Here is a 26,558-nt window from a genome sequence, read left to right as displayed (position 1 = left end):
GTGCTCTTGGAGATCGGTGGGTCGGTCCCACCTCATCGAGTCCTCGAAGGTTCCGAACCCGCGACGTCATCGAAATCGGGTCTCGCCCGCCGCCGTCCGACCCCTCGCACTCGAAGCCCGACTATGGGAGCGTTTCCGTGCGTCATTGGAGTCTCTTTTTCGCCCTGGCCGCGCTCGCTTGCATCGGCGCGTTCTTCTACGCGCCATTCTCCCCGGACTGGTGGCTTCCGAATAACCCGAACGAACCCTACCACTCGGTCTCGACGTTCGGGCGCGAGATCGACACCCTCTTCCTGATCATCCTCTGGATCACCGGCCTCACGTTCATCGGCACCCAGGTCGCCCTGGTCTGGGCGACGCACCGCTTCGTCGACCGGAAGGACGACGAGGGGCGCCCGGTCCGCCCGGCGACCTACTTCCACGGCAGCCAGCGGCTCGAGGTAATCTGGACGATCATCCCGGCGGGCATCCTCGTCTTCATCACGATCTACCAGATGGGGACCTGGGCCCAGATCAAGTTCCGGACCTCGGAGCCCAAGGTCCAGCCGATCGCCGAGGTGACCGGCCGACAGTTCCAGTGGTACATGCGATACCCGGGGACCGACGGCCGGCTGAATACGGCCGACGACCTCGTGCGAGTCAACGACCTCCACTTCGTCAAGGACAAGACGGCGCTGATCCACCTCAAGTCGTCGGACGTCCTCCACTCGTTCTTCCTGCCCCAGATGCGGATCAAGCAGGACGCGGTCCCCGGCCTGACGATCCCCGTCTGGTTCGACGCCGACCGATCCGGGAACTACGACCTGGTCTGCGCCGAGCTCTGCGGCTGGGGGCACTACAAGATGCGAGGGAACGTGACCGTCCACGAGACCCAGTCGGACTTCGACGACTGGATGCGGAAGGCGATCGACGCCCAGAACGTCAGCCAACTCACCGGGGCCGGCGGCCCCCAGGGAGAGACGACACCACAATGAGCGCCGAACACGCCGCCAACAGCCACGCGCCAGGGCACGGTCACCACGCGGACCCGCACGTCCACGAGGACCACCGGAACTTCATCCAGAAGTATATCTTCTCGACCGACCACAAGGTGATCGGGATCCAGTTCCTCTTCTCCGGCCTGCTCTTCTTCGTGATCGGCGGCCTGCTGGCGATCGCGATCCGCTGGCAGCTCGCCTGGCCCTGGTCGCCGATCCCGTTCCTGAGCAAGGCCCTCTGGTCGAACCCCGCGTACGGCTACAAGATGCCGCCGGAGTTCTTCAACAAGCTATTCACGATGCACGCGACGATCATGATCTTCTTCGTGATCATCCCCATCCTGACGGGCGCCTTCGGGAACTACCTGATCCCGCTGATGATCGGGGCGCGCGACATGGCGTTCCCGAAGCTGAACATGGTCTCGTACTGGGCGATGCCGTTCGCCTTCGCCGCGATCATCGGGTCGTTCTTCGTCGAAGGCGGGGCCCCCGAGAGCGGCTGGACGAGCTATCCCCCCTTGTCGACCTTCAAATGGGCGACCCCCGGCTCGCTCGACGGGCAGACCCTCTGGCTGGTCGCGCTGCTCTTCGCGGGGATCTCGTCGCTGATGGGGTCGATCAACTACATCACGACGATCCTCATGCTCCGGGCCCCCGGCATGACCCTCTTCCGGATGCCGATGACGGTCTGGGCGCTCTTCATCACCGCGCTCCTCCAGGCATTCGCGCTCCCGGTGCTGACGTCGGCCCTGGTCATGCAGCTCCTCGACCGCCTGGCGGGGACGAACTTCTTCAGCCCGTTCGACTGGAGCGTGGGCAACGCCCCGGCGGTGGTCGGCGGCGGCCAGCCGCTCCTGTTCCAGCACCTGTTCTGGTTCTACTCCCACCCGGCGGTCTACATCATGATCCTGCCGGCGATGGGGTTCGTCTCCGACATCATCTCGACGTTCTCGCGCAAGCCCCTCTTCGGCTACAAGCCGATGGTCATCGCGATCGGCACGATCGCCGGCCTCGGCTTCCTCGTCTGGGGGCACCACATGTTCCAGTCGGGCATGAACCCGACCCTGGGCGCGACGTTCATGCTCTCGACGATGATGATCGCGCTCCCCTCGGCCGTGAAGGTCTTCAACTGGCTCGGCACGATGTGGGGCGGCCGGCTCCAACTGACCTCGGCCATGCTCAACGCCATGGCCTTCGTCTCGATGTTCGTCATCGGCGGGCTGTCGGGGATCTTCATGGCCGCGACGCCCGTGGACATCCACATCCACGACACGTATTTTATCGTAGCACACATCCATTATGTGCTCTTCGGCGGGAGCACGTTCGGCATCTTCGCGGCGCTGTACTACTGGTTCCCGAAGATCTTCGGCCGGATGATGAACGAGAAGCTGGGGAAGTTCCACTTCTTCTTCTCATTCCTTTTCTTCAACGGCACGTTCTTCCTGATGCACATCATCGGGATGCACGGCCACCCGCGCCGGGTCGCCGACCCTTCGGTCTATCCGTTCCTCCAGGGGGCGGGGATTACGAATATGAACATTTTCATGACCTATAGCGCCTTCGGCCTCGGCCTGGCGCAGATCCCGCTCATCCTGAATTTCTTCTACAGCCTGGTGTTCGGCCCGAAGGCGGAGGCGAACCCCTGGCACGCGAACTCGCTCGAATGGGTAGCCCCCTCGCCGCCTCCCCACTACAACTTCGAGACGATCCCGACCGTCTACCACCCGGCGTACGAGTACAGCCTGCCCGGCACGGCCTCGGACTTCCTGCCCCAGACCGAGCCCAGGCCGCCCAAGGCGGGGCCGCTCGACCCGATCATGGCCTAGACCCGATCCCGACCCTTTTCGGAGCGCCTTCGGGGCGGCCCCCGGCTTCCCGAGGCCCCTTTGCAAAGCGATCCCATGAAACCCGACCCCGATCCTGAGCCCCGCACCCCCCGGCCCGACGCCTATCGGCGCGGGCCGCACTGGGTCGCCGTCTTCGCCGCCGTGTTCACCTGGCCGCTCATCTTCGTCGGCGGCTCGGTGACCACCTACCGCGTCGGCATGGCCGTCCCCGACTGGCCGACGACGTTCGGGATCAACATGTTCCTGTATGATTTCTGGAACGCCCCGTTCGGCGTCAAGGTCGAGCACACTCACCGGCTCTACGGCGCCGCCGTCGGGCTCTCGACCCTCTTCCTCGCGGGCTGGTTCCTCCTGGCCGAGCGCCGCCGGCTGATGAAAGGGCTCGGCGTGCTCGCGCTGGTGACGGTCATCATCCAAGGGGTGCTCGGGGGGACCCGGGTGACCCACAACTCGACCATGCTCGCGGCGATCCACGGCGTGACGGGCCAGGCCTTCTTCGCGCTCATGGTCACGCTCTGCGTCCTGACCGGCCGAGACTGGATCGAAGGGGCGAATCCCCTGCCCGACCCCGGGAAGTTCCGCCGGCGCACGGCCGTGACCCTGGGCATGGTCGCCGCCCAGATCGCCGCCGGGGCCTGGCTCCGGCACTTCCCCTCGGCCCACGCCTTGTGGTTCCACGCCCTGGTGGCCGCGGCCGTCTGGGGCCATGCCACGATGCTCGCCATCCGAGTGGAACGGCAGAAGGCCGAGGTCCCCTCGCTCGTCCCGTCGTCGAGGGCGATGACCATGGCCGTGGCGATCCAGATCGCCTTGGGCGTCGCCGCCTGGTGGATGCTCAGCCCGATCGACGGGACCCCTCGGACGGTCACGATCCTGCAGGCCATGATCCGCACCGGCCACCAGGCCAACGGGGCCCTGCTCCTCGCCTCGACCGTCGTCCTGACCCTGCGAGCGTTCCGGCACCTGGCACCGGCCGGCGAGCCTGTGCAAGTCCCTCGAGTCTCCCTGAATCCGGAGGTGGTCGCGTGAAGACGGCGGTGTCCCTCGGCCCGACGAGCCTGGCCGATTCCCCGGAGGATTCGATCTGGGCCGACACCCGCGGCCGACTCTCCTCGTATGCGGCCCTCGCCAAGTTGCGAGTCGCCTCGCTGGTCCTCGTCACCGTCGCGGTGGGCTTCGTGCTCGGGGCCCGCGGGGCTTCGCACCCCTCCACCCTGCTCTTCACGGTCCTCGGGACGGGCCTCGTCGCCACCGGCGCGAGTGCCTGGAACCAGTACCTCGAGCGGCATCGGGACCGACTGATGCGGCGGACGGCGAACCGCCCCCTGCCCGGCGGCCGGATCTCCCCGCGCGAGGCCGCGATCTTCGGCACCGCCACCGCCGTCGTCGGCGTCGTCATCCTCTTGGCCGCAGCTAACCCACTCGCGGCGGCGGTCGCCTCGGTCACCTTCGTGCTCTACGCCTTCGTGTATACGCCGCTCAAGCCCGTCACGACCCTCAACACGGCAATCGGCGCGATCCCCGGAGCCCTCCCCCCCGTCATCGGCTGGGCCGCGGCCACGGGTCGGCTCGGCGTCGAGGCCTGGGCCCTGTTCCTGATCGTCTTCCTCTGGCAGTTCCCGCACTTCCTCGCGATCGCCTGGATCTACCGCGAGGACTACGCGAAGGCGGGCCACATGATGCTCCCGACCGTCGACCCCCACGGGGCGATCACGGGCCGCCAGGCCGCGGGGTACGCCCTGGCCCTGGTGCCCGCCGGCCTCCTGCCCGCGTCCATCGGGCTCGCCGGCCCGGTCTACTTCGTTGGGGCGCTCGCGCTGGGGATCTACTACCTGGTGTACGCCGTCCGGTTCTGGGCCGGGGTCAATGACGCCTCCGCCCGCAAGCTGATGTGGTCCTCGTTCATCTACCTCCCCGCGATCCTCGCGCTCCTGCTCCTGAACCCCATGCCCGCCTGACCCTCGGGACGTCCGAGCATCGAGGCACGCGGCCAGGTCGGCGGTCCGACGGGCCACCCGAGCTGATCAATCGCCCCCTCCGTACCTTCGCGGAGAATCTCTTCCCTTGAGGGAAACCAGTCGAGATGGCAGACAACGACCATCCCCAGGACGGCGCTGAATCCGAGCTCGTCGGCCACGTGACGCCGGCCGGCCGGACGGCCATCCAGCACCCCCCGGTGACCCCCGGCAAGGTCGCGATGTGGCTCTTCCTCGCCACCGAGATCATGTTCTTCACCGGGCTGATCGGCTCGTACATCGTCCTCCGGGGAGGGAGCCCCCCCAACGCCTTCAGCAACGCCTTCCCCCCCGCGACCGACCTCACCGGGAAGCTGGACACCAAGGCCCTGATCCTCAAGTCGGCCGGGGCCAAGCCCGAGGAAGTCGCCGGGGTGGTCGAGGAGGCGATGGTCCTGGACAAGATGCAAACCCGGGCGCTCGACCGGCGCATCGTCGCGATCGAGCAGCAGAAGCTCGACGCCGGCGAGACCGCCGCCAAGCTCGGCGAGGCCACCAAGGAATTCCGCAAGGAACAGGCCGAGCACCTGATCCACGCGCTCCCCGCCGGCCTCCTCTTCGGGGTCTCCGAGGACGCCGCAAAAAAGGTCCTCGACCGCCTCGTCGCCGCCGGGGCCGAGGCCGAAGTCGTCCCGCTGGCCACCTTCAACTGGCCTCGGCCCTACGACTTCATGACCAACCCCCTGAGCATCGACCTCACGGCGGCGAACACGTTTATTTTGATTTGCTCATCGCTCACCATGGTCTTCGCCCTGAGCGCCTTCCAGCAGAACGAGCGGCGCAAGGGGACGCTCCTGCTCCTCGCCACCGCCCTGATCGGCGCCACTTTCCTCGGGGTGCAAGTCTACGAATACTATCAGTTGTGGGAGGGCCACCACTATCCGCCCGGCGTCAGCGCGAGCGGGCACTTCCGCCCCAACGTGAGCTTGTTCGCCTCGTGCTTCTTCACCATGACGGGGTTCCACGGCGCCCACGTCGCGGCGGGCGTCATCATGCTCGTCTGCATCACGCTCCGCTCGGCATTCACGGGAGCCTATCACCGCAGCCATTACAGTCCCGTCGAGCTCGTCGGCCTCTACTGGCACTTCGTCGACCTCGTCTGGATCATCCTGTTCACCGTCGTCTACTTGATCTGATCGGAACCGAACCGGACGGGCGCCGACCGCCCCGTCCCAGGCTGAGCGAGAACCTCTCCATGGGCGAGACCAACCTGACCCCCGACCAGGAGATCGAAGTCGAGTCCCACGCGCCCTATGCAAAGGTCTTCGTGGCGCTCCTGGTCTTTACGGTCCTCGAATACGCCTACGCCTCGTTCCTGACCCTGCCGTTCCTCGTCCTCGTCTCCGGCCTGCTGGTGATGGCGTTCACCAAGGCCGCGCTGGTGGGGATCTACTTCATGCACCTGAAGTTCGAGGGGCTCTGGGTCTACGCCCTCCTCGTGCCCGCGGTGATCCTCGCGGTCGTGCTGACCACGGCCCTGATCCCCGACGTGGTCTGGCAACCCGTCAACCAGAAGAATCCCGACCTCAAGGATATCCCGAAGACCCCGATCCAGCCCGGCGCGGCGGCCTCCCTGACCCGGTCTATCGGCCCCGTCGCCTGACCCTTCGAAGCGGATCAGCCCCCCTTCGCCTCGCCTCCTCCTCTAGCCCCAAATGGTAGGCCGACCGTGGACGCGTCTTATCGCCTCGGACTGTCGATCGTCGTCGCGACCGTCGTCGCCACGGCCGGGCTCTGCCTCGCCGCAACCGCCCTGCGTCCCCAAGCCGCCCGATCCGGCCAGGATCTCGGACAGGACCCGTTCGGGCTCGGGACCTTCCGCCTCACGGAGCGGTCCGGGAAGACGATCACCGACGCCGACCTCACCGACCGCGTCTGGATCGCCTCGTTCATCTTCACCCGATGCCCGCTGTCGTGCCCGCGGATCTCGAGCGTCATGAAGAGCCTGCAGAGCCGCCTCGAAGGCTCCTCCGCCAGGCTCGTCAGCGTCTCGGTCGACCCCGAGCACGACACCCCCGCGGTCCTCGCCGAGTATGCCGCCAAGTTCTCCGCCGACCCCGACCGCTGGTGGTTCCTGACCGGGCCGAAAGACGAAGTAAGCCACCTGGTGGTCGACCGGTTCAAGCTCGGCCTGTCGATGGCCAGCGAGGCCGACCAGAAGGCGGGGGCCGAGGCCTTCTCGCACAGCAACCGCCTCGCGCTGGTCGATCGGGGCAACAAGGTCGTCGGCTACTTCGACACGACCGACCCCGCCGCCCTCGAGTCTCTCCTCGGCAGGGTGAAGGCCCTGGCCCCTGCCGAGGCTTCGGTGCCCCCCTGGGTCCGACAGCTCCCCGCCGTCAACGCGACCCTGAATGCGGCCGCCGCCATCCTCCTCGTCCTCGGCTGGACCCTGATCCGGCTCGGGAGGATCCGAGGCCACGTCATCTGCATGGTCTCGGGGGTCGCGGTCTCCGGCCTCTTCCTGGGCTGCTACCTCGTCTACCACTTCCAGATCCAGGGGGGCGTCCCGTTCCGAGGGACCGGGCCGATCCGGCTCCTCTACTTCACGATCCTGATCTCGCACATCCTCCTGGCCGTGGCGATCGTCCCGTTGGTCGCCCTGACCCTGACCCGGGCCCTGCGGAGACAGTTCGACCGCCATGCCCGGATCGCCAAGCTGACGTTCCCGATCTGGCTCTACGTCTCCATCACGGGAGTCGTGATCTACGTGATGCTCTACCAACTCCCGCTCGCCTCGTCATGAACCTCGCGACGGCCCGAGTCAGCGCGACTCGGGTCGTTCAAAGACGAGGACACTCGCCCAGACCCCTTCGCCCGGGTTGAACTCCTTGGGCCGTCGGTCGTTGAAGCCACCACTCCGGATGACGAACCGGTCCCCTTCGAGCCGGTAGATCGCGCGAACCTCGGGGACTTCCTCACCGTCGAGCGTCGTAAACTTGATCCAGTCGACGGCCTTCGGGCTGACCGACTCGTCGATCTTCAACTCGCCCTCTGCCTGGATCTTGATCCCGAGGGGTGTCGAGATCGTGGCGGCGACATCCTTCCCCTTGATCTCGATCCGCACCGTCGTCCCCTTCTTGAGGCCGACTTTGGTCTCCCAGTGTCCCTGAAGCTTCCCCAGGTCGCCCTCAGTCGAAGGTGCCCCAGCGAACGCCGAAACCGCAAGCAGCAGGCCCAGAGTCATCGTGGTCTTCATCGGGGTCCAACCTCATCTATGGAGAATTACGCTTGGAGTCTGCCCTCATCATCGAAGGCCGCGTCGAGGAGATCTCGGCCTTCTTCACTCGCGTCACGACAATAATTTAGTATCTCAATCGCAATAGTCAAGATTTTTTGCAATCATCCTGATCAAGATCAGGATGATTCGCCGCCACGCGACGCCCCATTGGTACGCACCGGGGACAATCTTGGGACGATGACGCATCAAAAGAGATGCGAGTCCGACCTCCCGATCGAGGGAAAAGGACCGCCCTGCGTGCGACCGTCAAATCCGGCGCGGCCTGCCCGATATACTTGAGATTCAATGACATAAAAACCCATCAGGATTTTCGACAAAAGCAACTGTCCGGAATCACCATCCCGCCGCCATCGCGACGGAATTGACGCAAGTCCTGGACAGGAGTAAACTTCGTAATACGTTGTCGTTTCAGGAGATTCTGCAGGTCGTCCGGATCCGACGAGGTGGTTTTTTTGGGATTTCGGCGAAGGGCCGGGAGTTGGCGAAATGCGACGATTCGGACGAGTCTTGCGGGCGTTGGTGGTCGTGGCGGCGTTGTCGCAGGTCGCGTCTGCCTGCCCCAACTGCAAGGAGGCGGTCGCCGCGCAGCCGAGCGAGGTCGCCGGAATGCAGGCAGGTTATAACTGGAGCGTCCTCTTCATGATCGCCGTGCCCTTTACCCTTATGGGCACCGGATCGTTCATGGTCGCCCGCGCCGTGAAACACGGCGCCATGCCCGAGTTGTGATCCGAATGGACGACTTCGCGGCTGCCGCAACCCTGGTGGCAAAGGCCCAGAGGATTGCCGTCCTCACGGGGGCGGGCGTCTCGGCCGAGAGCGGGATCCCGACCTTCCGAGGCCTCGGTGGGCTCTGGAACGGGCGAGACCCGATGAGTCTCGCCACCCCGCAAGCCTTCGACGACGACCCCGCCCTGGTCTGGGAGTTCTACAACTTCCGCCGCGACCTCGTCGCGAAGGCCGAACCGAACGCTGGCCACCGCGCGCTCGCCCAATTCGCCGATCGCCACCCTCACGTCGCCCTGATCACCCAGAACGTCGATCGTCTCCACCAACGGGCCGGGAGCCGCGACGTCCTCGAGTTGCACGGCAACCTCGCCGACGTCCGCTGCACGGGCTGCCGCCGGACGGTCGACCGATCTGGCGAGACACTTCCTCCCCTGCCCCGTTGCGAATCGTGCGGAGCCCTGGAGCGTCCGGCCGTCGTCTGGTTCGGCGAGAGCCTACCTCAAGAGGTGTGGCGGGCCGCCGAGGCGGCCGTGGAGTCGTGCGACCTCCTCCTTGTTGTCGGCACGAGCGCCGTGGTCTACCCGGCCGCCGGCCTCGTCGTCTCCGCGCAGAACGCGGGGGCCTCCGTCATCGAGGTCAACCTGGAGTCGACCCCGGCGGGCGATTGCGCCGACGTCGGGCTCTACGGCAAGGCCGGAGAGATCCTTCCCAGGCTCCTCGCCGGCCCTCCCGCGTAGACTTACTGCAGGCGCCTACCTCGTTGAAAATCACCCTCAGACCGGGGAACGGAGCCGCCCCGCGGGTGTGTTCGCGGCGAGGTCATTGCCCATCTCGAGGACAGCCTCCTCGATCGCCGCCTGCCAGCGGTCGCCGTGCTTGGCGACGGCCGCGGGTCGGTTATAGGCGAAGGTGAGACCTCGCGAGTTATTGATCAGGGCACCGAGGCCGTTCGCGTCGAACGCCGGGGCGACATCCACGGCCGATCCCCCCTGCGCCCCGTATCCCGGGACGAGGAACGGGACCTGGGGCAACGCCTCGCGGAGCTCGGCGAGTTGCGTGGGATACGTCGCCCCGACAACCGCTCCGACCAGGCTATACCCCGACTCCCCGCAATGGGGCGAGCCCCACTGCCCCACCTTCTCGGCCACGTGCCGATAAATAGGCTTTCCGTCGCTGAGCAGATCCTGGAAATCGCCTGCGGATGCGTTGCTCGTCCGGACGAGGACGAAAATCCCCTTCCCCTCCCGAGCGGCGACCTTCACGAACGGCGCGATGCCGTCACCCCCGAGATACGCGTTCACAGTCAGGGCATCGGCCTGCCAACTGGGCTCGAACTGCCCCCCCACCGGTACCTTCCCCAGATACGCCCGCGCGTACGCCTCGGCCGTCGACCCGATATCGTTCCGCTTCCCGTCGATCAGGACGACGAGCCCTTTCTCCTTGGCATAAGCCGCCGTCGCATGCAGGGCCGCAAACCCTTCCGGCCCGTACGCCTCGTAAAACGCCGCCTGAAACTTGACCACCGGCACGAGGGGCGCGACCACGTCGACGACCCCCCTCCCAAACACCCGAAACGCCTCCGCCACCCCTCCCCGATCACCCGGGAACGCGTCGAGAAACCCCGCAGGCAAATCCTCAGGCCGCGGGTCGATCCCCACACAGATGGGATTCCCCGCCTTCCGAGTCGCCGTGATCAAACGATCAGAAAAATGCACGACGCTTATTCTCCCAAGACTGCATTGACATCACGCTCGGAGATCATACAATACTCACTCACCTGCGGGTAGCCGCCAGTGTGAACAGCAAAACGGGGCGTAGCGCAGTTTGGCTAGCGCGCTAGACTGGGGGTCTAGAGGTCGTGGGTTCAAATCCCGCCGCCCCGATTGCTTACTACAAAAGGACTTACGTCGATTCGGCGTGAGTCCTTTTTCATTTCCTCGCTTCAACTCCACAACAATTCCACAACATCGCGGGCTTTACGTGGGGATAGGATTGGGCGACGGCCCCTCCTGTTCCACGGAGAATCCGCATGGCGACCCTGGTCAAGGACAAGCGCGGCAACTACTTAGTCGCATTCCGCTGGGCCGGGAAGCAATTCACCCGGTCGCTCGACACGACCGACGAGCAGCTGGCGTCCGCCGGCGTCGCCCGCGTCGAGGAGACGATGATGCGGCTCAAGCGAGGCTGGGCGACCATGTCCGCCGACGCCGACCCGGGCATTTTCATCGTCTCGGGGGGCACCGTTTCGACCAAACCTGTTGTGGAATCGCCCGAGGTCCACAACACTTTTCCGGCCGCAATGACCCTGGGCCGGCTGTTCGACCTCTATGTCGCCGACCTGCCGGCCGGGAAGAAAGAATCGAACACGCTGCTCACCGAGCGCATCCACCGGAACCACCTCTCACGCATCCTCGGGGGCGAGAGCGCCGTCGAGTCGGTCACGTTGGCCTCCGCCCAGCGTTACGCCGCCCGGCGCTCCCAGGAGCGGTGGCGCGACCGCCCCATCAGCAGCGACACCATCCGCAAGGAACTCAAGACCCTCCGCTACGTCTGGGGATGGGGCCAGAGCCTCGGCCATTTACCGGTCGCCTGCCCGTGGCAGCTCAAGGATCTGCAGCTCGGCAAGGACCGAGGTCGCGAGCCGTTTCGGACGACCGAGGAGATCGAGCGCCGCATCGCGCGCGGAGGCCTCTCCAAAGAGGAGCAGGAACGGCTCTGGGAGTGCCTCTTCCTGAGCGGGTCGGAAATCCAGGCGTGCCTCGATTACGTCAGGCGCTTCGCCACCGCCCGCTTCGTCTACCCCATGATGGTCTTTTGCGCCCTGACCGGCGCCCGGCGCAGCGAGATCTGCCGGTCGCGCATCGACGACTTCGATTTCGACAACCGGGTCGTCCATATCCGGGAACGCAAGCGCGACCAGAGCAAGCGGGAAACGATGCGCCTCGTCGACATGCACGAGGTTCTCGCGGACGTCATGGCCGACTGGTTCTCCCACCATCCCGGCGGCCAGTACACCCTCTGCCAGGAGGACGGCAATCCCGTCTCGGTGTCCCTGGCGACGGAGCAACTCGGGCGTACCCTGGCGGAAAGCGAGGAGTGGCGGAACGTGCGGGGCTTCCACACGTTCCGCCACTCCTTCGCCTCGATCCTGGCGATGAAGGGCGTCGACCAGCGGATCATCGACTCGATGATGGGGCACCAGACGGAGGAGATGCGGGCGCGTTACCAGCATCTCTTCCCCAAGGCCAAGAAACGGGCCATCGACGAGCTGTTATCGTAGCGGCAGTAAGCCATGGTTGCGGATGCGCTCGAGTTCTTGACGGGGGACAACCCATTCCTTGGTCCGGCCCCGGCCGCAGGACCGCTTCTCGGCCCTGATCCGCCCCAGTCGCGCCCACTCGCGGACCGTGTACGGATCACGATCGAGGATCTCGCCGACTTCGGCGGTCGTGTACCAGTCCTTCACCGTCTTCTCCTGCACCAGCGTTTCCAGCATGCGCTCGATCCGCTCCAGCCGACCGATCATTTCCATTGTCATTCGCCCCTCCGAATCGTGTCAGTTCCTCATGGATGATCAGGTAAAACTCCCGGTCCGCATCGCCCCACTCTTCCTCGCGAAGACAGGCCTGGACGATACGGCGACAACGTTTGGCGATGCGGATCGCCGTCTCATGGGTCCTGGGGTCAGTTGGTGCTGAATCCCACACGCCGATCCCTCCTCTCTTTTTCTTCCTCGTACCGATCCATCGCGTGAAGGATCGAAAAGAGGGTCTGGGCCAGGCGTTGATGCTTCGGTTCGCCGGGCGAACGGTCGAACTGATCGAGAATGACCAGGGCCGCCGCCAGCGCGTGCTCATAGCGAGAATCCGGGTCCATGACTCATTCCTCGTAATTATTAGAATATTCTTACTTGATTTCTCTTCGAGCATGAGAGTCGACGCCATCCCTGGACAGGTCTCCTTCCTGCCCTGCGCGATGGGCCAATTGCCGTCGGTTTCCGGGCGGATCTCAGCGCCGACGTCGTTTTTCGGGACCGTCATTTCCGCCCTGGCGCCGGTCATTGCCCGAAATCTCAAGGCCACCATCCCTGGCCGCGCCATCACCCGCTCCAGCCCCTTCCACGGCGCGTCCGAACACGACATCCCAAGACGTGAGGAACGCGATCTCCTTGTGCGGATTACTGGGCGCCGCTCTCACCAGCTCGGTGAGCTTCTGGCCGTCGCCCAGGGCGGCATCCAGCACCTTGGGCGAGATCTCGCCCTGGCGAATCGGATAGTACAACGCCTCGTAATGCTCCTGGCTGTCGAGGCCGAAATCCACGATGACCCCGGCGCTCGGCCAGACGTCGATCAGGATCGCCGCGACCAGGTTCTTCGTCGCCGGGCGAACTTCGGCGAGTTGAGTCTCAAAATCACGTCCTTCGCTCATGAAATTTCTCCACGATTTTTTATGATCAACCAACTTGCAATTTGACTCCGCGGCCTGGAACTGGCTCGCTACCGTCCACGGCCGTGGGACCGCTCCTGCTCAATGCCGAGATCCTGCTCCGGCGAATAAGGCTGCGCCTCCTGCACCATCTCGCCGAGTGACGGCATCTCGACATTGCGGTCCTTGCTCACCTCGTAGGGAGTGGGGCTGAAAATCGTCCCCATCTCGTAGGCCTGGATGCTGTCGGGGAACGCCTTGAGGGCCATCCCGATCTCATCGATGCCCTGGCGGCCCGCCGCCTGGATGAAGCTATCCCCGAGGATGGCCTGGATCGGGCTGGCGACGGCCTCCGCGGAGATCTTCGCCGTTTCCCACAACACGCCGGCCAGGGTGATCGATTCCTCTCTCGCGTCCTCTTCAGCCACGTGAAGCCTTCCTTTCTGGGTTGATGGCTACCAGGTTTCCGGAAGCCAGGGATTGAATCCGGAGCCGTCATGAGGCATGGGATTCGGAGGAACGTAAGGCCGCCGACGCCGCGACCGCGTACGAGCGGGCGGCTCCATCGGCTGCCAGGGATCGGCGGGCCGCCACTGCGGACCGCCATCGCCGGGAAACGCCCCGGCCATGCGACTCGGTTGCAGGCGAGGTACCGGCACCGTCGAGACGAACGCCAGCCCGAAGACGCTCGCGGCGAGCAGGAACACCGACGTCAGCATGGTCCCCAGGCCCAGCCGGTTCGAGCGGCCTGTACCGCCGTCGCGGAACTCGGGGTCGGCGTAGTAACGAATCAGCCGGGCGGGAATGACCGGCATGTTTTTATGGAATAAGAGGGCCATGTCGGCTGGAAGCCGCAGCACCTCTTCGGGCTTGTAGAGCCGCCTCGCCATCTCCGACGTGGTCACGCTCGAGCTGGTCGAGCGCTGGCCCGACTGCGGCCCATTGCCGGCGAAACCGGTCGGTTCGGAATAGCTGGTGCTCCTTTGCCGCGACTGGGTGGTGATCGTCGCGTCGCCGATCCTGCGGCTGATGACATCCGCCGAGTCGATGGCGTTGATCCCGAAATATTGCTGCGTGTCGATATTGTCGAGGAACACACCGGCCCGCTCGCCGAACGCCTTGGAAAGCTGCCCCATCGACTGGAAGAAGAACCAGAGCCGGATGCCGTAGCCACGCATCAGCGTCACGGCATCCTCCAGCGCCTGGATGTGGCCCAGATGCCCCGCCTCGTCGATCAGGAGAAGGAGCGGGTTGCGCTCGTCGGCCCCTCCCCGCGTGACGCGCCGCAGGATGCTGCCGATCCAGAGCCGCATGAGCGGGGCCAGCGTGACCAGGCGGTCGGGCGGCAGGCAGAGATACACCGTCGCCCGTTCCCGCCGGAGATCGAGCGGGTCGAAATCGTTGGTCGTGCTGTGATTCCTGATGGCCGCGCTGTCCAGCCATGCCGTCTGACGCTGGAGCGTGGACATGACGCTGGCCTGTTCCTCGTCCTTGAGCCAGCGCAGTTGATGACCGAGGCGGGCCAGGTGGGGGATTTTCGTCATATGCCCGATCGCCTTGGCGAAGTTATCGGGGTTGGCGATGATGTCCCGCACCCACTGAAGGTTGCGCTCATCGGGGTTCGGCGAACTGCAGACGAAGGCGATGATGCAGGTCAGGACCACCTCGGCCATGTCGTTCCAGTGCGGCTCGTGCTCTTTCCCGGTCCTGACGATCAGCATGTTCGCGACGTCCCGGCACTGGTCGAGGAAATCGGGCGAGGCCGAATCGAGGAAAGCGAGAGGATTGAAGGACAGGCCTTCCCGGCCGGTGATGCCGAACGGGTCGAAGAGCACGATCCGATGCCCGAACTTTCGTTGCCTGTGCCCGGCCGTGATCGAGTACAGCTCCCCCTTCGGATCAACGACCACGCACGAGAACACATAACTGAGCAGGTTCGGCACGAGCACGCTGACCGACTTCCCGGCTCCGGTCGGCGCGAAGGTGACGAGGTGGACGAACTGGCCCAGCCGGATCAGCCCCCGGCGACCCCACACGGAGCCGAGATGGGCGGCCAGGAAGCATTCAATCGCCTGCGTCGACCGCCAGCGGGGAGACAGGAGTGCTCCCAACCCTTCAAGCCGCGTCGGTCCCGGGAGGTAACCCGTGCCGCCGAGGACCACGCCGTGATCGGTGGCCGTCATCCCCGTCGCGAGCAGGTCACTGAACGTGGCCTCCCTGGCCGTGCCATGCGCGTATCCCGAGCCAAATCGGCCCCGGCACGTCCGCCAGGCGACGAGGACAACAAGCAGGATGCCCGGCCCAGAGAACCGGTGGCCAAGGGTGGCGAGGCAGGCAACAAAGCCCGCGACGGCCGCCACGAGCACGATCCGAGTGACGATCGCGCAGAATCCGCGAAACATCGGGGAACCCTCCGACCTGGCCGGGGAATTCTCCTGGCCGCCTACCCCCCGGTCTGGGCAGTCGACCTGTCCTGGGACGCATGAGGATCGGTATGACAACCCGGTCATCCGCGAGTCAGGCGGTAACGGGCATGGTGTGGCAGTCAAGCCTGAAGAAGCCCGGCCGGGGAGGAGACCCCCGGCCGGCATCGGTGGTCAGTTGACGCCGGGCATTCGGTTCGGCCTCATGGCCTTGCGGGCCGCGACGTAGCCCATGCCCAGGGCAACGGCGTCGTCGGCGAAGCCCACGGGAAAGAGCAGATCCGGGATGCAATCGATCGGCATGGCAAAGTAGCCGACCGCCAGGAGCACGCAGCCCCAGTAACAGATCCGCATGCACATCTGACGCATTTCGGAATTCTGGGGCATCGACAGGGCCACGAGGAAGGCAACCGGCAGGACCACGGACGCGAGCGTGAGGCAGATCACCATCGTTTGCAGCAGCTGGAACATGTCACCTCTCCTGAACGAGGGAACCTGGGAAGGGAAAACCGCACGACCACATTCGGATCATGGATCACTTATAAAAGCCACAATTGATGTCGCGGATCAGCCGGGCGACGCCCGCGACCGAGATGCCGTCCTGGCGGATCGGGATGCCGTCGGGATCGACGATGGTCAGCTGATACAGGGCTGGCGCCTCGCCCGGCCACAGCCTGCGAGCGAGGCTCCGTACACCGGTGAAAGCACCACCTACAACCAGGCCGAGGCCTCCGCCCGCGAGTCCGACGCAGGCCCATCCGCCCAACATTTCCAACATGGTGAGTCCCTCGAATCTGCCCGATCGGCGATCCGCCTACGCCGGCGGAACGCACGGCCGGTCACGCGATTTCTCGACAATCCGGTCGGCCGGTCGGCGCGACCTCACTGGAACAGGAAGGGCCAGCCTTCGGGCGGCACGTCGACATACTTGGCGAGCCTGCCCGCAAGGGCCTTCATGTCCTCGGACACGGCGAAGGCCGAGTCCTTCTCGCCCACGGCGACGGTCACCGCCCGGCCGTTATGCCGGAGCGTGACGGTCCGGACCCGGGTGCCCTTGGACGTCGATCCCTTCTTGAGCCGCGCGATGAAGGCCGCGACTTCGTCACGGGTCGGCCTCCTGCCTTCCTCGCCGTGGACTTCCGCGAAGTCGAGAGCAGGTCCCATCAGCGCCAAAGGAGCGGCCGCGATCAGCGACCGGACACTGAGGCCGAGGCGCTCGGCGCGGCTCCTGTATTCGGGCGGGATGCGCCGCTCGCCGAAGGCCCGGCTGAGCGTCGCCCCCGAGACATTGAGATGCTGGGCCGCCTCGCCGTGCGTGCAGCCGGTCAGTTCGATATACCTGGCCGCCCGCTCGGCGATCTCGTCGCGACTCATCACGCGACGCGAGTGATTGTGCTGGAACGTGAGCTTGATCCGCTCCGCCTCCTGCACGAACCGGCCACGGTCGAAGGCCCAGAAAGGCTTTCCCAACGCACGGGCCACCGCGAGGCGACGGCTCCCCTCCAGGCAGAACCGTTTTTCCGGCGGCAGGTCCGGCGACGGGTACACCCACCCCGGCACCAATTGCCCGTGCTCCCGCACGCTCTCCATGAGGTCGGCGAGCATCGCCGGTGAATAGGCCGGATTCCCTTCCGGCGTGATGATCAACTCCGGGTCGAAGAATCGGGGAAGCGGGTCCGGCCGCGAGGCCGTGGGTTCCAGGATCGCAATGTTCATCGAGGAGTCATCCTTTCGAGGATCAGGCAGGCGGGGCGCGCACGCCGGACGCAGGCGGGACACGCGTTCCGCGGGATCGGGATACCGAGGCAATCGGCAAGGAAAGACCGCGAGAGTACCGGCGAAGAGGCGGGACGGAGGTTTACTTCAGGACTTCGAGGATATCCACATCCCTGCCGCAACCGCTGCAGACGAAGTAGCTCCCCAGCTTCTGCGACTCCTGCATCAGCTTGATCTTCATGTGAATGATTTTCGTGGCATCCCTCGAGCCCGACCAGGCGGCCGCCAGGAGCGCCAGCCAGCCGGTGCTGACGCCCATCACCGCCCCGGCGGCCATGACCATGGCGGTGCCCCCGAGCACGGTGGCGACCTTCTTCGTCTTGGGCTTGACCCTACCGCCGCAGGTCTTGCAGGTCAGCGTCATCGAAAGCTCCTCCAGGGTTCGGCCTCCGGGCGATCCGCGAAGCCAGTTGTTTGGCTTCCGCTCCTGCCCTCGCCAACCAGTACACGCCCCCCACGGGATGTTGACCGAATCCCAAGGATTTTTCTCCGGAGCGTCCGAATCGTGTCACTTCATTCAACATGTCTCGTCACCATCACAGGTCATATCCCCTTCCCAGCGTGTCACCGGATTGTCAAAATAAGGATCCGCGCGTGGAGAGCACGCGACAAGAAAAGCCGTTGCAAAATTAAAAGCTGTGGTTGGGTGGCAAACGGGGGTACCTCGATGGAAAACCGGGAGAAGGATGGTTTGCGAACGAGTACCCGATTTCTCGATCGGCTACGCGACGGCGCTGATAGCGAGGCCGTTGTGCTGTTCGTCGGGCGTTACCAGGGGGTTATCTGGAAATGGTGCCGCGCCAAGGGATTACAAGTCGCCGACGCGGATGACATATCTCAAGCCGTCATAATGCGAGCCCTTAATCACTTTCAAAACACGGCCTATGACCGCACGCGTGGCGGGTTCCGGAAATGGCTCGGCACGGTAACACGAAATGCCTGCATCAATTTCTTCAAGCGGGACGAATCGGCACGTTACCGTCCCCTCGCGGACGACATCATGAGCCTGGAGAAGGCCGTCGACGATCTTGCGAACGACGAGTTGATCCGGGCGGCCCTCGACTCCGTCGAGAAGGAAGTGTCGCCCCGCGACTGGGACATCTACCGGCGGACGACCTTCGAGTGTCATAAGTCGGCCGCTATCGCCGCGGAATTCGGTATGAAGGAACTCGCCGTTCATAAAGTCGTGAGCCGCGTGCGCGGTCGATTGAAGGATAAGTACGCCGAGCTCGAGGGCAACGATGACGAGCCGGAGGCCATGGCATGAAGAAATGCCCCTCCGACGAGCAGTTGAAGCAGCTCGTGGACGACGAGCTGGGAGGGGCCGAGTCGGCGGTCGCCGAGGCCCATGTCGAAGCCTGCCCCGATTGCCGGGATCGTCTCGACCTGCTGGCCCGATTGGCCGAGCCCTCGCAGTGGCGAAAACGAGTGGTGCAAGCCTATCAGGATGAAGTCGTCTCCTTACCCCGGGCGACCGCCGCCGGCTTCATCGGCCGCCTGGGCTCCTACGACATCAAGGACGAGTTGGGGCAAGGCGGGATGGGGCGGGTCTACCGCGCCTACGACAGCCGGATCCGCCAGTGGCGTGCCATCAAGGTCGTGAACCGCGACATGGCCGCGTCCCCCAAGTATCGCGCTCAATTCATGCGCGAAGCACGGGCGGCGGCGGCCATCACGAGCGACTTCATTGTCATCGTCCATCACGTCGAGGACGACGCCCCCGGTTTCCCGTGGCCATTCCTGGTGATGGAGCTCATCGAAGGCCAGTCGCTCGACAAGTGGCTGGCACGGGCGCACGAATCCGAGGCATCGGCGGGGCACTTGACCGCACGGCAGACCGCCACGATCGCCTACCAGATCGCCAGAGGACTGGCCGCCGCTCACAACCAGGGCCTTGTTCATCGCGATGTGAAGCCCTCGAATATCCTGCTCGACCGGAAGACGAAACGGGCCAAGATCGCGGATTTCGGGCTGGCCAGGCTGATCGAAGGCGACGAGGTGCGGCTGACGGAGACCTCCGAGGCCCCCGGATCTCCGTCCTACATGAGCCCGGAGCAGTTCGACGCGCCGGGGTCGGTCGACGGGCAGAGCGATGTCTTCAGCCTGGGCGTCGTCCTCTACGAGATGCTCACCGGCCGGCTCCCCTTCCCCGGCAAGACGCGAACGGTCGTCTCGGACCAGGTCCGAAACAGCTTCCCGGCCGCACCTCAGGCACTGTGTCGTTCCGTGCCGCGCGATCTCGGGATCCTTTGCATGGGGTGCCTGGAAAAGGACCGGGCCGACCGCATCGGCAGCGCGGCCAAACTGGCGGAAGACCTGCGCCGGTTCCTCAATCATGAACCGATTCGGTACCGACCCCCGGGTCCGATCCGCCGTGCCCAGCTCTTCGCCCGCCGCAATCCCACGCTGGTGATGTTGACGTCGGTGTTTTTCATCGTCGCGGTCTTCGGGACGGCCCAGTTTCGCACCGCCCTCCTGAACGCGCAGGAACAGACCAAGAATGAACAAAAGACCCACGAGCTGACCAAAGGAGAGCGGGCAAAGGCAGAGGCCCTCGCCAGGGCGAAATCCAAGCTTGCCGAGGACAAGGCGAAGGAGGCCAGGGAAAAGGCCGCGGAAGCGGCGGCGAGCGACCGGCGCAAGCGCCACGAGATATACATATCCGATATGCAACGAGCCTGGCTGACGCAGGCGGAGAACCGCCCCGACGAGGTCAGGACCCTGCTCATGAAACACATCCCCCAGGATCAGACGGGCGTCCCTGACCTGCGCGGATTCGAGTGGTTCTACCTCGACCGTTTGCTCAGCACCGGCGTCCGTTCGCTTTCGTTCGGCGATGTCGCGCGCGCCGTCCGTTTCAGCCCCGACGGCACCCGGCTCGCCGTGCTCGGGTCCCTCAACGGTACGTCCTGCGTCAAGGTCTGGCAGGTCTCCGACGGCGCGCACCTGTCGACCCTCACGCTCGGCCGCACCCAGATTGTCAACACCACCGAAGGCTCAGGAGCCACGGTCGAGGTCAACTACGGGGGGCACGAGGGTGTGGCTTACAGCCCCGACGGGGCGTTCATCGCCGCGACCTGCCTGCTCTTCCGGGGCAATCGCGGCGATCGTCGCGACGGCATGGTCAAGGTTTGGGAGACCGGCACGGGGCGTGAGGTCTTCACCGCCACGGACGCCGCGATCGCGGGCCGCTCCGTCATCTTCAGCCCCGATGGTAACTACCTCCTGGCGGGCGGATACAATTTCGCGACGTTGGTCTGGGAACTCTCGAGCCGAGAGTTGAAGTGGACCCTGCCCGCCTACGAGCCGGGGTCACCCTTCGGAGCGGGACTGTCCCCCGAAGTTCCCCGACCCCGCCCGGCCTCGGCCGGCATCTTCAGTCCCGTCATCACCCTGGCCTTCAGCCCGGACGGAAAGCGCCTCGCGCGATCCACCGGCCACATCATGCACTCTCCGCCGACGGACCGCACGCTCGTCCGGTCCCTATGGCTCCCAGGGCGTGAAAGGGGGCGCGGAGACCTGGGGTCCGAGGTGACGAACGAAGGCCCATCACGCGACAACCTCCTGACATTCAACCCAACGGGAGCCTGGGGGGTGGCAGCTCAGGAACGTTCCGCCGACTCGGTCTGCATCGTCGACCCTAACCGTCCTCAGCCACGATCGCATTCCGTGGGTATTCGCTCCGACCGGAACGACCGATTTGAGGGACCTGCGTTTTCCATCGAGGGAGGTCCGATTCTGGCGTTAGCCGCCGGAAACTCGCATCTCGCCATCGCCGGCCGCGATGGCTTCGTGACCTTCGGTGCCGTCGATCCGGACACACGTCTCTTCTCGAACCCCACGCGTCTGCGCGGCCATGTCAGCGAGATCCGATCCCTGGCGATCAGCCCGGACGACAACCATGTCGCCGCCGTGAGCAACAGCGAGGTCACCCTCTGGGATGTCCGCCAGAAACAGGGACGAGAAGCGTTCCTGAGCGCAATGCTCAGGTTGCATCGGCCAGGCGCGCTCGACAACAACTCTCCGCAGAGCAGCCCCGACGGCCGTTGGCTCTACAGCACCGAGCGACAGCACAACCTCAACACCATGAATGGCCCACCCGAATCCCGTATCGACATCTTCGATACCGCCAATCCCGATCAGGGTCCACGGCATCTCAAGACCCACCTCGTGAGTGCCAGCATGTTGGCGGTGAGCCCGGACGGCTCGCTGTGCGCCATCCCAGGGGAAGACCGGGAAGCGAATCAAGCGGTGAAGCGATACATGGCCGGCGACCGCAACCGCGCGCCAAGTCTCGCGGAAATCACCAGACGAACGGAGCAGGACGTCGGCATCAGTCTCGTGGAAATCTCGACGGGGCAGGTCAGACGGGAGCTGAAGGGTCATAAGGGGCCGATCACGACCCTGAGGTTCAACCGCGACGGAACGCGTCTCATCTCCGGCTCGCTGGATCACACCTGGCGTATCTGGGACGTATCCACCGGCGGCGAGCTGCGACGCCAGTCGGGACAAGCACGTGCGGTGCGTGCCGGGTTCAGCCCGGACGGGCAATGGATCGTGAGCGGGGACGGCCAGCGCAAGATCCGGGTCTGGTCCCAAGCCAGCGAGCAACCCCTCCGAACATTCGATTGCGACCGCGGCGAGAACGCGAAGGACACGCTGCCCCGACCGGTCGTCTGGGCCATTCATACCAGCCCATCCAAGGCGCTACTCGCATTCCCAGAGGCCGGTGGCAATGTCCAGGTCTGGGATTTGACACATGACATATCGCGATACCTCTGCATCAATTTCGGCCGGTCAATCGAGGCCATCGCATTTTTCGGTGATGGCACCCGACTGCTCACGGCCGGAGACGGAGTCCTGAGATTCTGGTACCTGGAAACGGGGAAGGAAATCTTCTCCATCCCAGCCGATCGCGACTTATACGGCCGGTTGCCCGAGATCGCCGCATTGGTGGATCGCCTTGAGCGTGAGATGGAGACCTCGGGGCAAAAGGACCGCTCCTTGACAGGTCAGGACTCACTGTAATGGCTTCGCACCTCGTTCCGAAACGACTTCGCGATTGGTAAGCATGGATGAAATGATGCTGCCATCTGTCCCAAAGGGAACGAAAGCCGTTGCATTTGCAACGATTGACGCTCATTTCGATCGAAATAACACAATCGCCTGGAGCTTTAATGTCTCAGAATAGGGTTTTAAGGACAGTTGGGGCAATCGAGGAAATGACTTCGGTCGATCACACCGGAGCGGGCAACGAGTTCCTATCAGCCAACCGCACATTCCCGCCGGGGTCCGAACGAACCCTCGATCATCGTCGGGCGTCTGTTTCGATGGACAATGACGCAACGGGAGAGCGGCATGAGCGCAGAGGAAGAAAGACTTGAGACGCCTTCGTGGCTGGTTCCCGTTCTCGATCGATTCGAGCGGGTCGGCTACTTTGAGGATTACTTCATCGCGGGACACATTTCCGAAGCCATCACGAAGGCGGAGTCCACCACGGAGGCGGAGAAGAAGGCCGCTAACGCGGAACGCTGGGCATTTCAGCTCTCTCCGCAGGATTCCGGCGAGCCGAGTTGCTGGAAGACGCACTTCGGCCCTTCGATGGAGATGGGCGACGCCCGCGTCCCGGACATCACCTGGATCAACCCCGCCGTCATCGCCTACTGGACGGAGCGGATGGCCCAGGCCAAGCACCCGCTGCTCCGCGCGCGGTACGCAGATTTGGTCTGGGACCTGTCCAAGGTTGCCTGCAACTTGAAGCCTCCGATCGAGGCGGCGAGAACGGCCGTCGACGGATATGCGGCCTGCGCCGGGCTGGCCGAGGCGGACAGCACAATCGCCGTCTCCGACAAATTGCAGCGGGCATTGAAGATCGCCTTGAGCGTCGGGGACAAGCCCCGGGCCGATAATATCCGCAACGCTCTGTTCGATCTCTTCAGCCGAGTGAACGAGACCTGGGGATGGTTGACGCTCTTCGACATCGTCGAGGAGCAGACCAAGATCAAGTTCTCCTCGACGCAAACCGACTCGATGATCGCTGGGCTGGAGTCGTACGTCACCACCATCGCCGCGAAGCCGGAGGGCGAGGAACCGGGTCCGGTCTTCTCCGTGGCTGGGCGCCTCATAAACTATTATCAGCGCCTCGGCGGAAAGGCGAACGCCGAGCGGGTCATACTGGCGAGCGGGCAGGCAGTCGAGCGCCGATCGGCCTCCGCCAACCACACCGTCGCCCACTTCTGGCTCGACCAGGTGTTCCGGTTCTACCGAGTCCACGGCTTTGATGTGGAAGCCGAGCGAATCCAGATCTTGGCTCGCCAGCGTGGCGAGAAGGCCGAAGGCGAGATGAAGTCCGTCGCCGTCGAGTTGGAGATTCCGCCCGAGGATCTCGAGAAGTTCCTGAGCGGCATCACCGAAGGAGGACTGGACCAGGCATTGACCAACATCGCGGGTTACTTCGTTCCCAACCCTGATGAGCTGCGGGCCACTTCGGAGAAGCTACGGAAGCAGTTTCCGCTCGCCTCGATGATCCCGATAACGAAGGTGAGCGAGGGGCAGGTCGTCGGCAACATCGGGACGGTCGATTCCGACCCGGAAGGTGCGTTGCTGCACGAGATCTCGAAGGCTATCGGCTATGCCATGCCATTCCTGGAGAAGGCGCTCGACAGGGCGAGAGAGCGGTATTCGGCAACACCCGAGCAGATCGTCGGGTTCCTGTCCAAGTCCCCGGCCTTTACCGTCAGGTTTCAGGGCATCATCAAGCTCGGAGTCGAGGCTTACTTCGCAGGCGACCATCCGAAGGCGATCCATCTTCTCGTTCCGCAGATCGAGAGTGCTCTTCGGTTCCTGCTGACCTTGCTCGGTCGCCCGGCCAATAAGGCTCGTCGCGGTGATCTATCCTCGATGACGGAAAAGACCCTGACGGACATCCTCGAGCACGAGCCCGTCATCAAGGGGATGATGGGAGAGGCGGCCCACGTCTACGTGCTTTCGTTTCTTGCCGATCCGCGAGGCAGAAACCTCCGCAACCGAATGTCCCACGGCCTGATGGCCGCCGAGGAGTTCAACCGTGGGATTAGCGACCGCGTCCTCCACATCCTTCTGATGCTCGGCACGATTCGGCGGAAGGAGACCACGGAGGCCCGGCCGGATGAACCGGGAGGCGAGGCCACCTCCCCAAACTGACTTAGAGCCTATCCCAGTAGGCGGGTTTGAGCCTTGAAAACAAGGCGATTTTCAGCCTACTGGGATAGGCTCTTAGCCACCCCCGATGGCTCGATGCGGCGGTGTGGCTGAAAGCTAGGTCGACGAACTCAGTCCAACACCTCGGGCGATGAAACCGACGCGCAGCGTCCTCAAGGTTCAGCGGGTCACATCCGCCACTTGCTCGCGGCGAAGGCGGATTACGGGAAGATGCAGGTGGATGGTGGTTCAAGGAAAATGTTCTCTGCGATCCGTAGAATGCCTGAAGAAGAGCCCCCACGTCTTCCTTGCGTGTCCAGGGAAAAGGCAGGTGTCGCGTGCCCAGCATTACCGCTAGTTCTACCCCGCCCAACCAGGCCGCCCTCACCGCCCTGCTGAACCAATATGCAGGACGCCTGAACGGCCTCGGCCGCTATACCGCCACCGTCGTGGGTTCCAGACTGGACCTGACACCCGTCCTTGCGCCAGTGCACTTCCTGCAGGTCTCGCCCGGAGCGCGTGCGGGCCACATGACCGATTTTTGCACCTTCGTGGGGCAAAACCCACCGAGGCCGATGGTGGATGCCTACGCTAATCACGCGGGTGATGTCGGCATGCCGACGGAACAGTTCAAAACGGACCTCACCGGTTGTCTGGTGGACGCCAACCGAACTTTCCCCGACAAACTTCAGGTTCTCCAGAACGCCTTGGCCCAGGTCCATCGAGATGCGCTCCCTGATATCTTCGAGACAGTGATTCTGCCGTGGTTCTTCGGTGTCTACCCCAACGGACGAGTGCTCGCCGCCACGCAGACAGCGGAGGGGGGGACTTACGAATTCCTCCTGCGCAACTTAGTTGGACTGGCGCGCTACGGTTTCGAGACCCTCCGGGCCGATGCAGCTCGCCGTAAGCCCTACATGGATCTACTCCAGCCGCTCGATGCTCGGATTGAGAATATCGCCAAGCTCTGTGTGCAGTACAATGGCCCGTTTATCGACGGTTTCTGTCTCCGTGGCATTTTCTCGGTGTTCGTCCTCATCCCCGACGAGTCGGTCCATAGGCGATCGTTCCAGAATGTGAGCATGTTCGATATGATTGCCCCATATTCCTCTGTTGGGGCGGCTGGGGACATACACGTCGAGGATGGGCATAGCGACACGATCCGCGCCATCCATCCGAAGCGGGCCGCTGCCGACATCGAGGACTGGGTGCGGTATTGGCTGAATCGGGCGGATGCAACGCTCGATCGACTCTACAACCTCTGCCGGGCAGCGGACGGAGCCGGGAACGTTGACTTGGACGAGTACCTGCGGGGCATCCTCCAGTTCGAGCGCATCTTCTTCGAGATCACGTGGTCCTGCTCGATGCTGGACCAGTTCCTGCGAAAAGTGGTGACTTACGCGGTTCTCGACAAGGTCACGGCCTTTATGTCCGGTGCCTGGGGCGCGAATGGAACGGCAAAGTTCGTCAACTTCATGACGTCTGCGTTCATGGTGACTCGCCTGTCACAACTGATTCAGAAGCCAGGTCTTCCGGCAGCCACTCTGGGCTGGCTCCAAACGATACACAGCAACATGGTGGCCAAACAGCGAATGCATACGTTTCCGAGCAACCTGATCCAGGGAGGGACGGTCGATTGGGCCGCCAGAGCAGCCCACCTTGGTCAATGCGCAGCCTTGCCGGGGAGCGCTGCAGTCGTGAGCGAAGAGGCTTACATCGGGCAACTTGTCCGCGCAGTGCGGAACACTCACCATGGGTTCGCCGATCTCTACGACCGACCGTTCGCTGTCCTGAGTTCCAGCAGTGGCGTGATCAGCGACGAGCTTCCGGCCGTGCTGCCGTTTCTCGCCTTCGCCATGCTTGATGATCCCGATGCGGCTCTCTCGCATTCGTGGTGAGAGCATTCCTTGGAAGACGTGGTCAACTTTCCGGCGGTGCTTGGCCATGAA

25 protein-coding genes and 1 tRNA gene are annotated in these 26,558 nt (G+C 64.3%); 15 read left to right on the top strand and 11 right to left on the bottom strand.

Going from position 1 to position 26,558, the window contains the following annotated elements:
• The first annotated feature begins 137 nt into the window (after positions 1-137).
• The 7 genes from ACYOEI_RS24640 (at position 138) to ACYOEI_RS24610 (ending at position 7,585) form a co-directional block, all read left to right on the top strand.
• On the top strand, positions 138-974 hold the full coding sequence (locus ACYOEI_RS24640) for a cytochrome c oxidase subunit II (protein ID WP_462852282.1): 837 nt from the start codon (positions 138-140) through the stop codon (positions 972-974).
• Positions 971-2,803 (top strand): cytochrome c oxidase subunit I, encoded by a 1,833-nt coding sequence (locus ACYOEI_RS24635; RefSeq protein WP_462852281.1) that lies wholly within the window; start codon positions 971-973, stop codon positions 2,801-2,803. The genes ACYOEI_RS24640 and ACYOEI_RS24635 overlap by 4 nt, the downstream gene beginning before the upstream one ends.
• 75 nt (positions 2,804-2,878) lie before the next feature.
• Positions 2,879-3,853 (top strand): COX15/CtaA family protein, encoded by a 975-nt coding sequence (locus ACYOEI_RS24630; RefSeq protein ID WP_462852280.1) that lies wholly within the window; start codon positions 2,879-2,881, stop codon positions 3,851-3,853.
• Positions 3,850-4,782 (top strand): heme o synthase, encoded by a 933-nt coding sequence (gene cyoE / locus ACYOEI_RS24625; RefSeq protein WP_462852279.1) that lies wholly within the window; start codon positions 3,850-3,852, stop codon positions 4,780-4,782. Before ACYOEI_RS24630 ends, cyoE begins: the two co-directional genes overlap by 4 nt.
• A 125-nt stretch (positions 4,783-4,907) precedes the next feature.
• Positions 4,908-5,975: a cytochrome c oxidase subunit 3 gene (locus tag ACYOEI_RS24620; RefSeq protein ID WP_462852278.1), complete on the top strand. Its 1,068-nt coding sequence runs from the start codon at positions 4,908-4,910 to the stop codon at positions 5,973-5,975.
• A 59-nt stretch (positions 5,976-6,034) separates the two neighbouring features.
• Entirely contained in the window at positions 6,035-6,442 is a 408-nt protein-coding gene (locus ACYOEI_RS24615) for a cytochrome C oxidase subunit IV family protein (protein WP_462852277.1), read from the top strand.
• Positions 6,443-6,508: 66 nt separating this feature from the next.
• Positions 6,509-7,585 (top strand): DUF420 domain-containing protein, encoded by a 1,077-nt coding sequence (locus ACYOEI_RS24610; protein ID WP_462852276.1) that lies wholly within the window; start codon positions 6,509-6,511, stop codon positions 7,583-7,585.
• An 18-nt stretch (positions 7,586-7,603) separates the two neighbouring features.
• Here the strand turns inward: ACYOEI_RS24610 and ACYOEI_RS24605 are convergent, their stop codons facing one another.
• The gene (locus ACYOEI_RS24605) at positions 7,604-8,038 is read right to left on the bottom strand and encodes a hypothetical protein (protein WP_462852275.1); all 435 of its coding nucleotides are present in this window, start codon (positions 8,036-8,038) and stop codon (positions 7,604-7,606) included.
• A 528-nt stretch (positions 8,039-8,566) separates the two neighbouring features.
• Here ACYOEI_RS24605 and ACYOEI_RS24600 point away from each other — a divergent pair.
• Positions 8,567-8,806 carry a hypothetical protein gene (locus ACYOEI_RS24600; protein WP_462852274.1) on the top strand — a complete coding sequence of 80 codons (240 nt, stop codon included), beginning with the start codon at positions 8,567-8,569 and terminating at the stop codon, positions 8,804-8,806.
• A gap of 5 nt (positions 8,807-8,811) precedes the next feature.
• Entirely contained in the window at positions 8,812-9,543 is a 732-nt protein-coding gene (locus ACYOEI_RS24595) for an SIR2 family NAD-dependent protein deacylase (protein ID WP_462852273.1), read from the top strand.
• A gap of 36 nt (positions 9,544-9,579) precedes the next feature.
• Here ACYOEI_RS24595 and pyrF read toward each other — a convergent pair whose 3' ends face one another.
• Positions 9,580-10,521 carry an orotidine-5'-phosphate decarboxylase gene (pyrF, locus tag ACYOEI_RS24590; RefSeq protein WP_462852272.1) on the bottom strand — a complete coding sequence of 314 codons (942 nt, stop codon included), beginning with the start codon at positions 10,519-10,521 and terminating at the stop codon, positions 9,580-9,582.
• Between the two features lie 93 nt (positions 10,522-10,614).
• Here pyrF and ACYOEI_RS24585 point away from each other — a divergent pair.
• Together ACYOEI_RS24585 and ACYOEI_RS24580 are read left to right on the top strand one after the other, a co-directional pair.
• Positions 10,615-10,689 (top strand) — tRNA-Pro (locus ACYOEI_RS24585).
• A gap of 146 nt (positions 10,690-10,835) precedes the next feature.
• Complete coding sequence (locus ACYOEI_RS24580; protein WP_462852271.1) at positions 10,836-12,086, top strand: tyrosine-type recombinase/integrase; 1,251 nt, start codon at positions 10,836-10,838, stop codon at positions 12,084-12,086.
• Here the strand turns inward: ACYOEI_RS24580 and ACYOEI_RS24575 are convergent.
• The 9 genes from ACYOEI_RS24575 to ACYOEI_RS24535 form a co-directional block, all read right to left on the bottom strand.
• Entirely contained in the window at positions 12,078-12,344 is a 267-nt protein-coding gene (locus tag ACYOEI_RS24575; RefSeq protein ID WP_462852270.1) for a helix-turn-helix domain-containing protein, read from the bottom strand. The genes ACYOEI_RS24580 and ACYOEI_RS24575 overlap by 9 nt on opposite strands.
• Positions 12,345-12,490: 146 nt before the next feature.
• On the bottom strand, positions 12,491-12,682 hold the full coding sequence (locus ACYOEI_RS24570) for a hypothetical protein (RefSeq protein ID WP_462852269.1): 192 nt from the start codon (positions 12,680-12,682) through the stop codon (positions 12,491-12,493).
• Between the two features lie 132 nt (positions 12,683-12,814).
• Positions 12,815-13,234 carry a hypothetical protein gene (locus tag ACYOEI_RS24565; protein WP_462852268.1) on the bottom strand — a complete coding sequence of 140 codons (420 nt, stop codon included), beginning with the start codon at positions 13,232-13,234 and terminating at the stop codon, positions 12,815-12,817.
• A gap of 68 nt (positions 13,235-13,302) precedes the next feature.
• Complete coding sequence (locus ACYOEI_RS24560) at positions 13,303-13,659, bottom strand: hypothetical protein (protein WP_462852267.1); 357 nt, start codon at positions 13,657-13,659, stop codon at positions 13,303-13,305.
• Positions 13,660-13,686: 27 nt separating this feature from the next.
• Positions 13,687-15,633: a type IV secretory system conjugative DNA transfer family protein gene (locus tag ACYOEI_RS24555; RefSeq protein WP_462852266.1), complete on the bottom strand. Its 1,947-nt coding sequence runs from the start codon at positions 15,631-15,633 to the stop codon at positions 13,687-13,689.
• Between the two features lie 195 nt (positions 15,634-15,828).
• Positions 15,829-16,125 (bottom strand): YkvA family protein, encoded by a 297-nt coding sequence (locus ACYOEI_RS24550; protein ID WP_462852265.1) that lies wholly within the window; start codon positions 16,123-16,125, stop codon positions 15,829-15,831.
• Positions 16,126-16,189: 64 nt separating this feature from the next.
• Positions 16,190-16,432, bottom strand: coding sequence for a hypothetical protein (locus ACYOEI_RS24545; RefSeq protein WP_462852264.1), 243 nt, complete (start codon positions 16,430-16,432; stop codon positions 16,190-16,192).
• A 104-nt stretch (positions 16,433-16,536) separates the two neighbouring features.
• Positions 16,537-17,370, bottom strand: a complete 834-nt coding sequence (locus tag ACYOEI_RS24540) for a ParB/RepB/Spo0J family partition protein (RefSeq protein WP_462852263.1) — start codon at positions 17,368-17,370, stop codon at positions 16,537-16,539.
• Between the two features lie 142 nt (positions 17,371-17,512).
• On the bottom strand, positions 17,513-17,794 hold the full coding sequence (locus tag ACYOEI_RS24535) for a hypothetical protein (protein ID WP_462852262.1): 282 nt from the start codon (positions 17,792-17,794) through the stop codon (positions 17,513-17,515).
• 303 nt (positions 17,795-18,097) lie between these two features.
• Between ACYOEI_RS24535 and ACYOEI_RS24530 the strand changes: the two genes are divergently transcribed.
• The 4 genes from ACYOEI_RS24530 (at position 18,098) to ACYOEI_RS24515 (ending at position 26,507) form a co-directional block, all read left to right on the top strand.
• Entirely contained in the window at positions 18,098-18,697 is a 600-nt protein-coding gene (locus tag ACYOEI_RS24530) for an RNA polymerase sigma factor (protein WP_462852261.1), read from the top strand.
• Positions 18,694-22,458, top strand: a complete 3,765-nt coding sequence (locus tag ACYOEI_RS24525; protein WP_462852260.1) for a WD40 repeat domain-containing serine/threonine protein kinase — start codon at positions 18,694-18,696, stop codon at positions 22,456-22,458. Before ACYOEI_RS24530 ends, ACYOEI_RS24525 begins: the two co-directional genes overlap by 4 nt.
• 330 nt (positions 22,459-22,788) lie before the next feature.
• Complete coding sequence (locus tag ACYOEI_RS24520; protein WP_462852259.1) at positions 22,789-24,612, top strand: DUF7380 domain-containing protein; 1,824 nt, start codon at positions 22,789-22,791, stop codon at positions 24,610-24,612.
• A 335-nt stretch (positions 24,613-24,947) separates the two neighbouring features.
• Positions 24,948-26,507, top strand: coding sequence for a hypothetical protein (locus ACYOEI_RS24515; protein WP_462852258.1), 1,560 nt, complete (start codon positions 24,948-24,950; stop codon positions 26,505-26,507).
• Positions 26,508-26,558: the final 51 nt, after the last annotated feature.

It is taken from the genome of Singulisphaera rosea (genome assembly GCF_054877945.1).
This window is presented reverse-complemented; position numbering and strand designations above follow the sequence as displayed.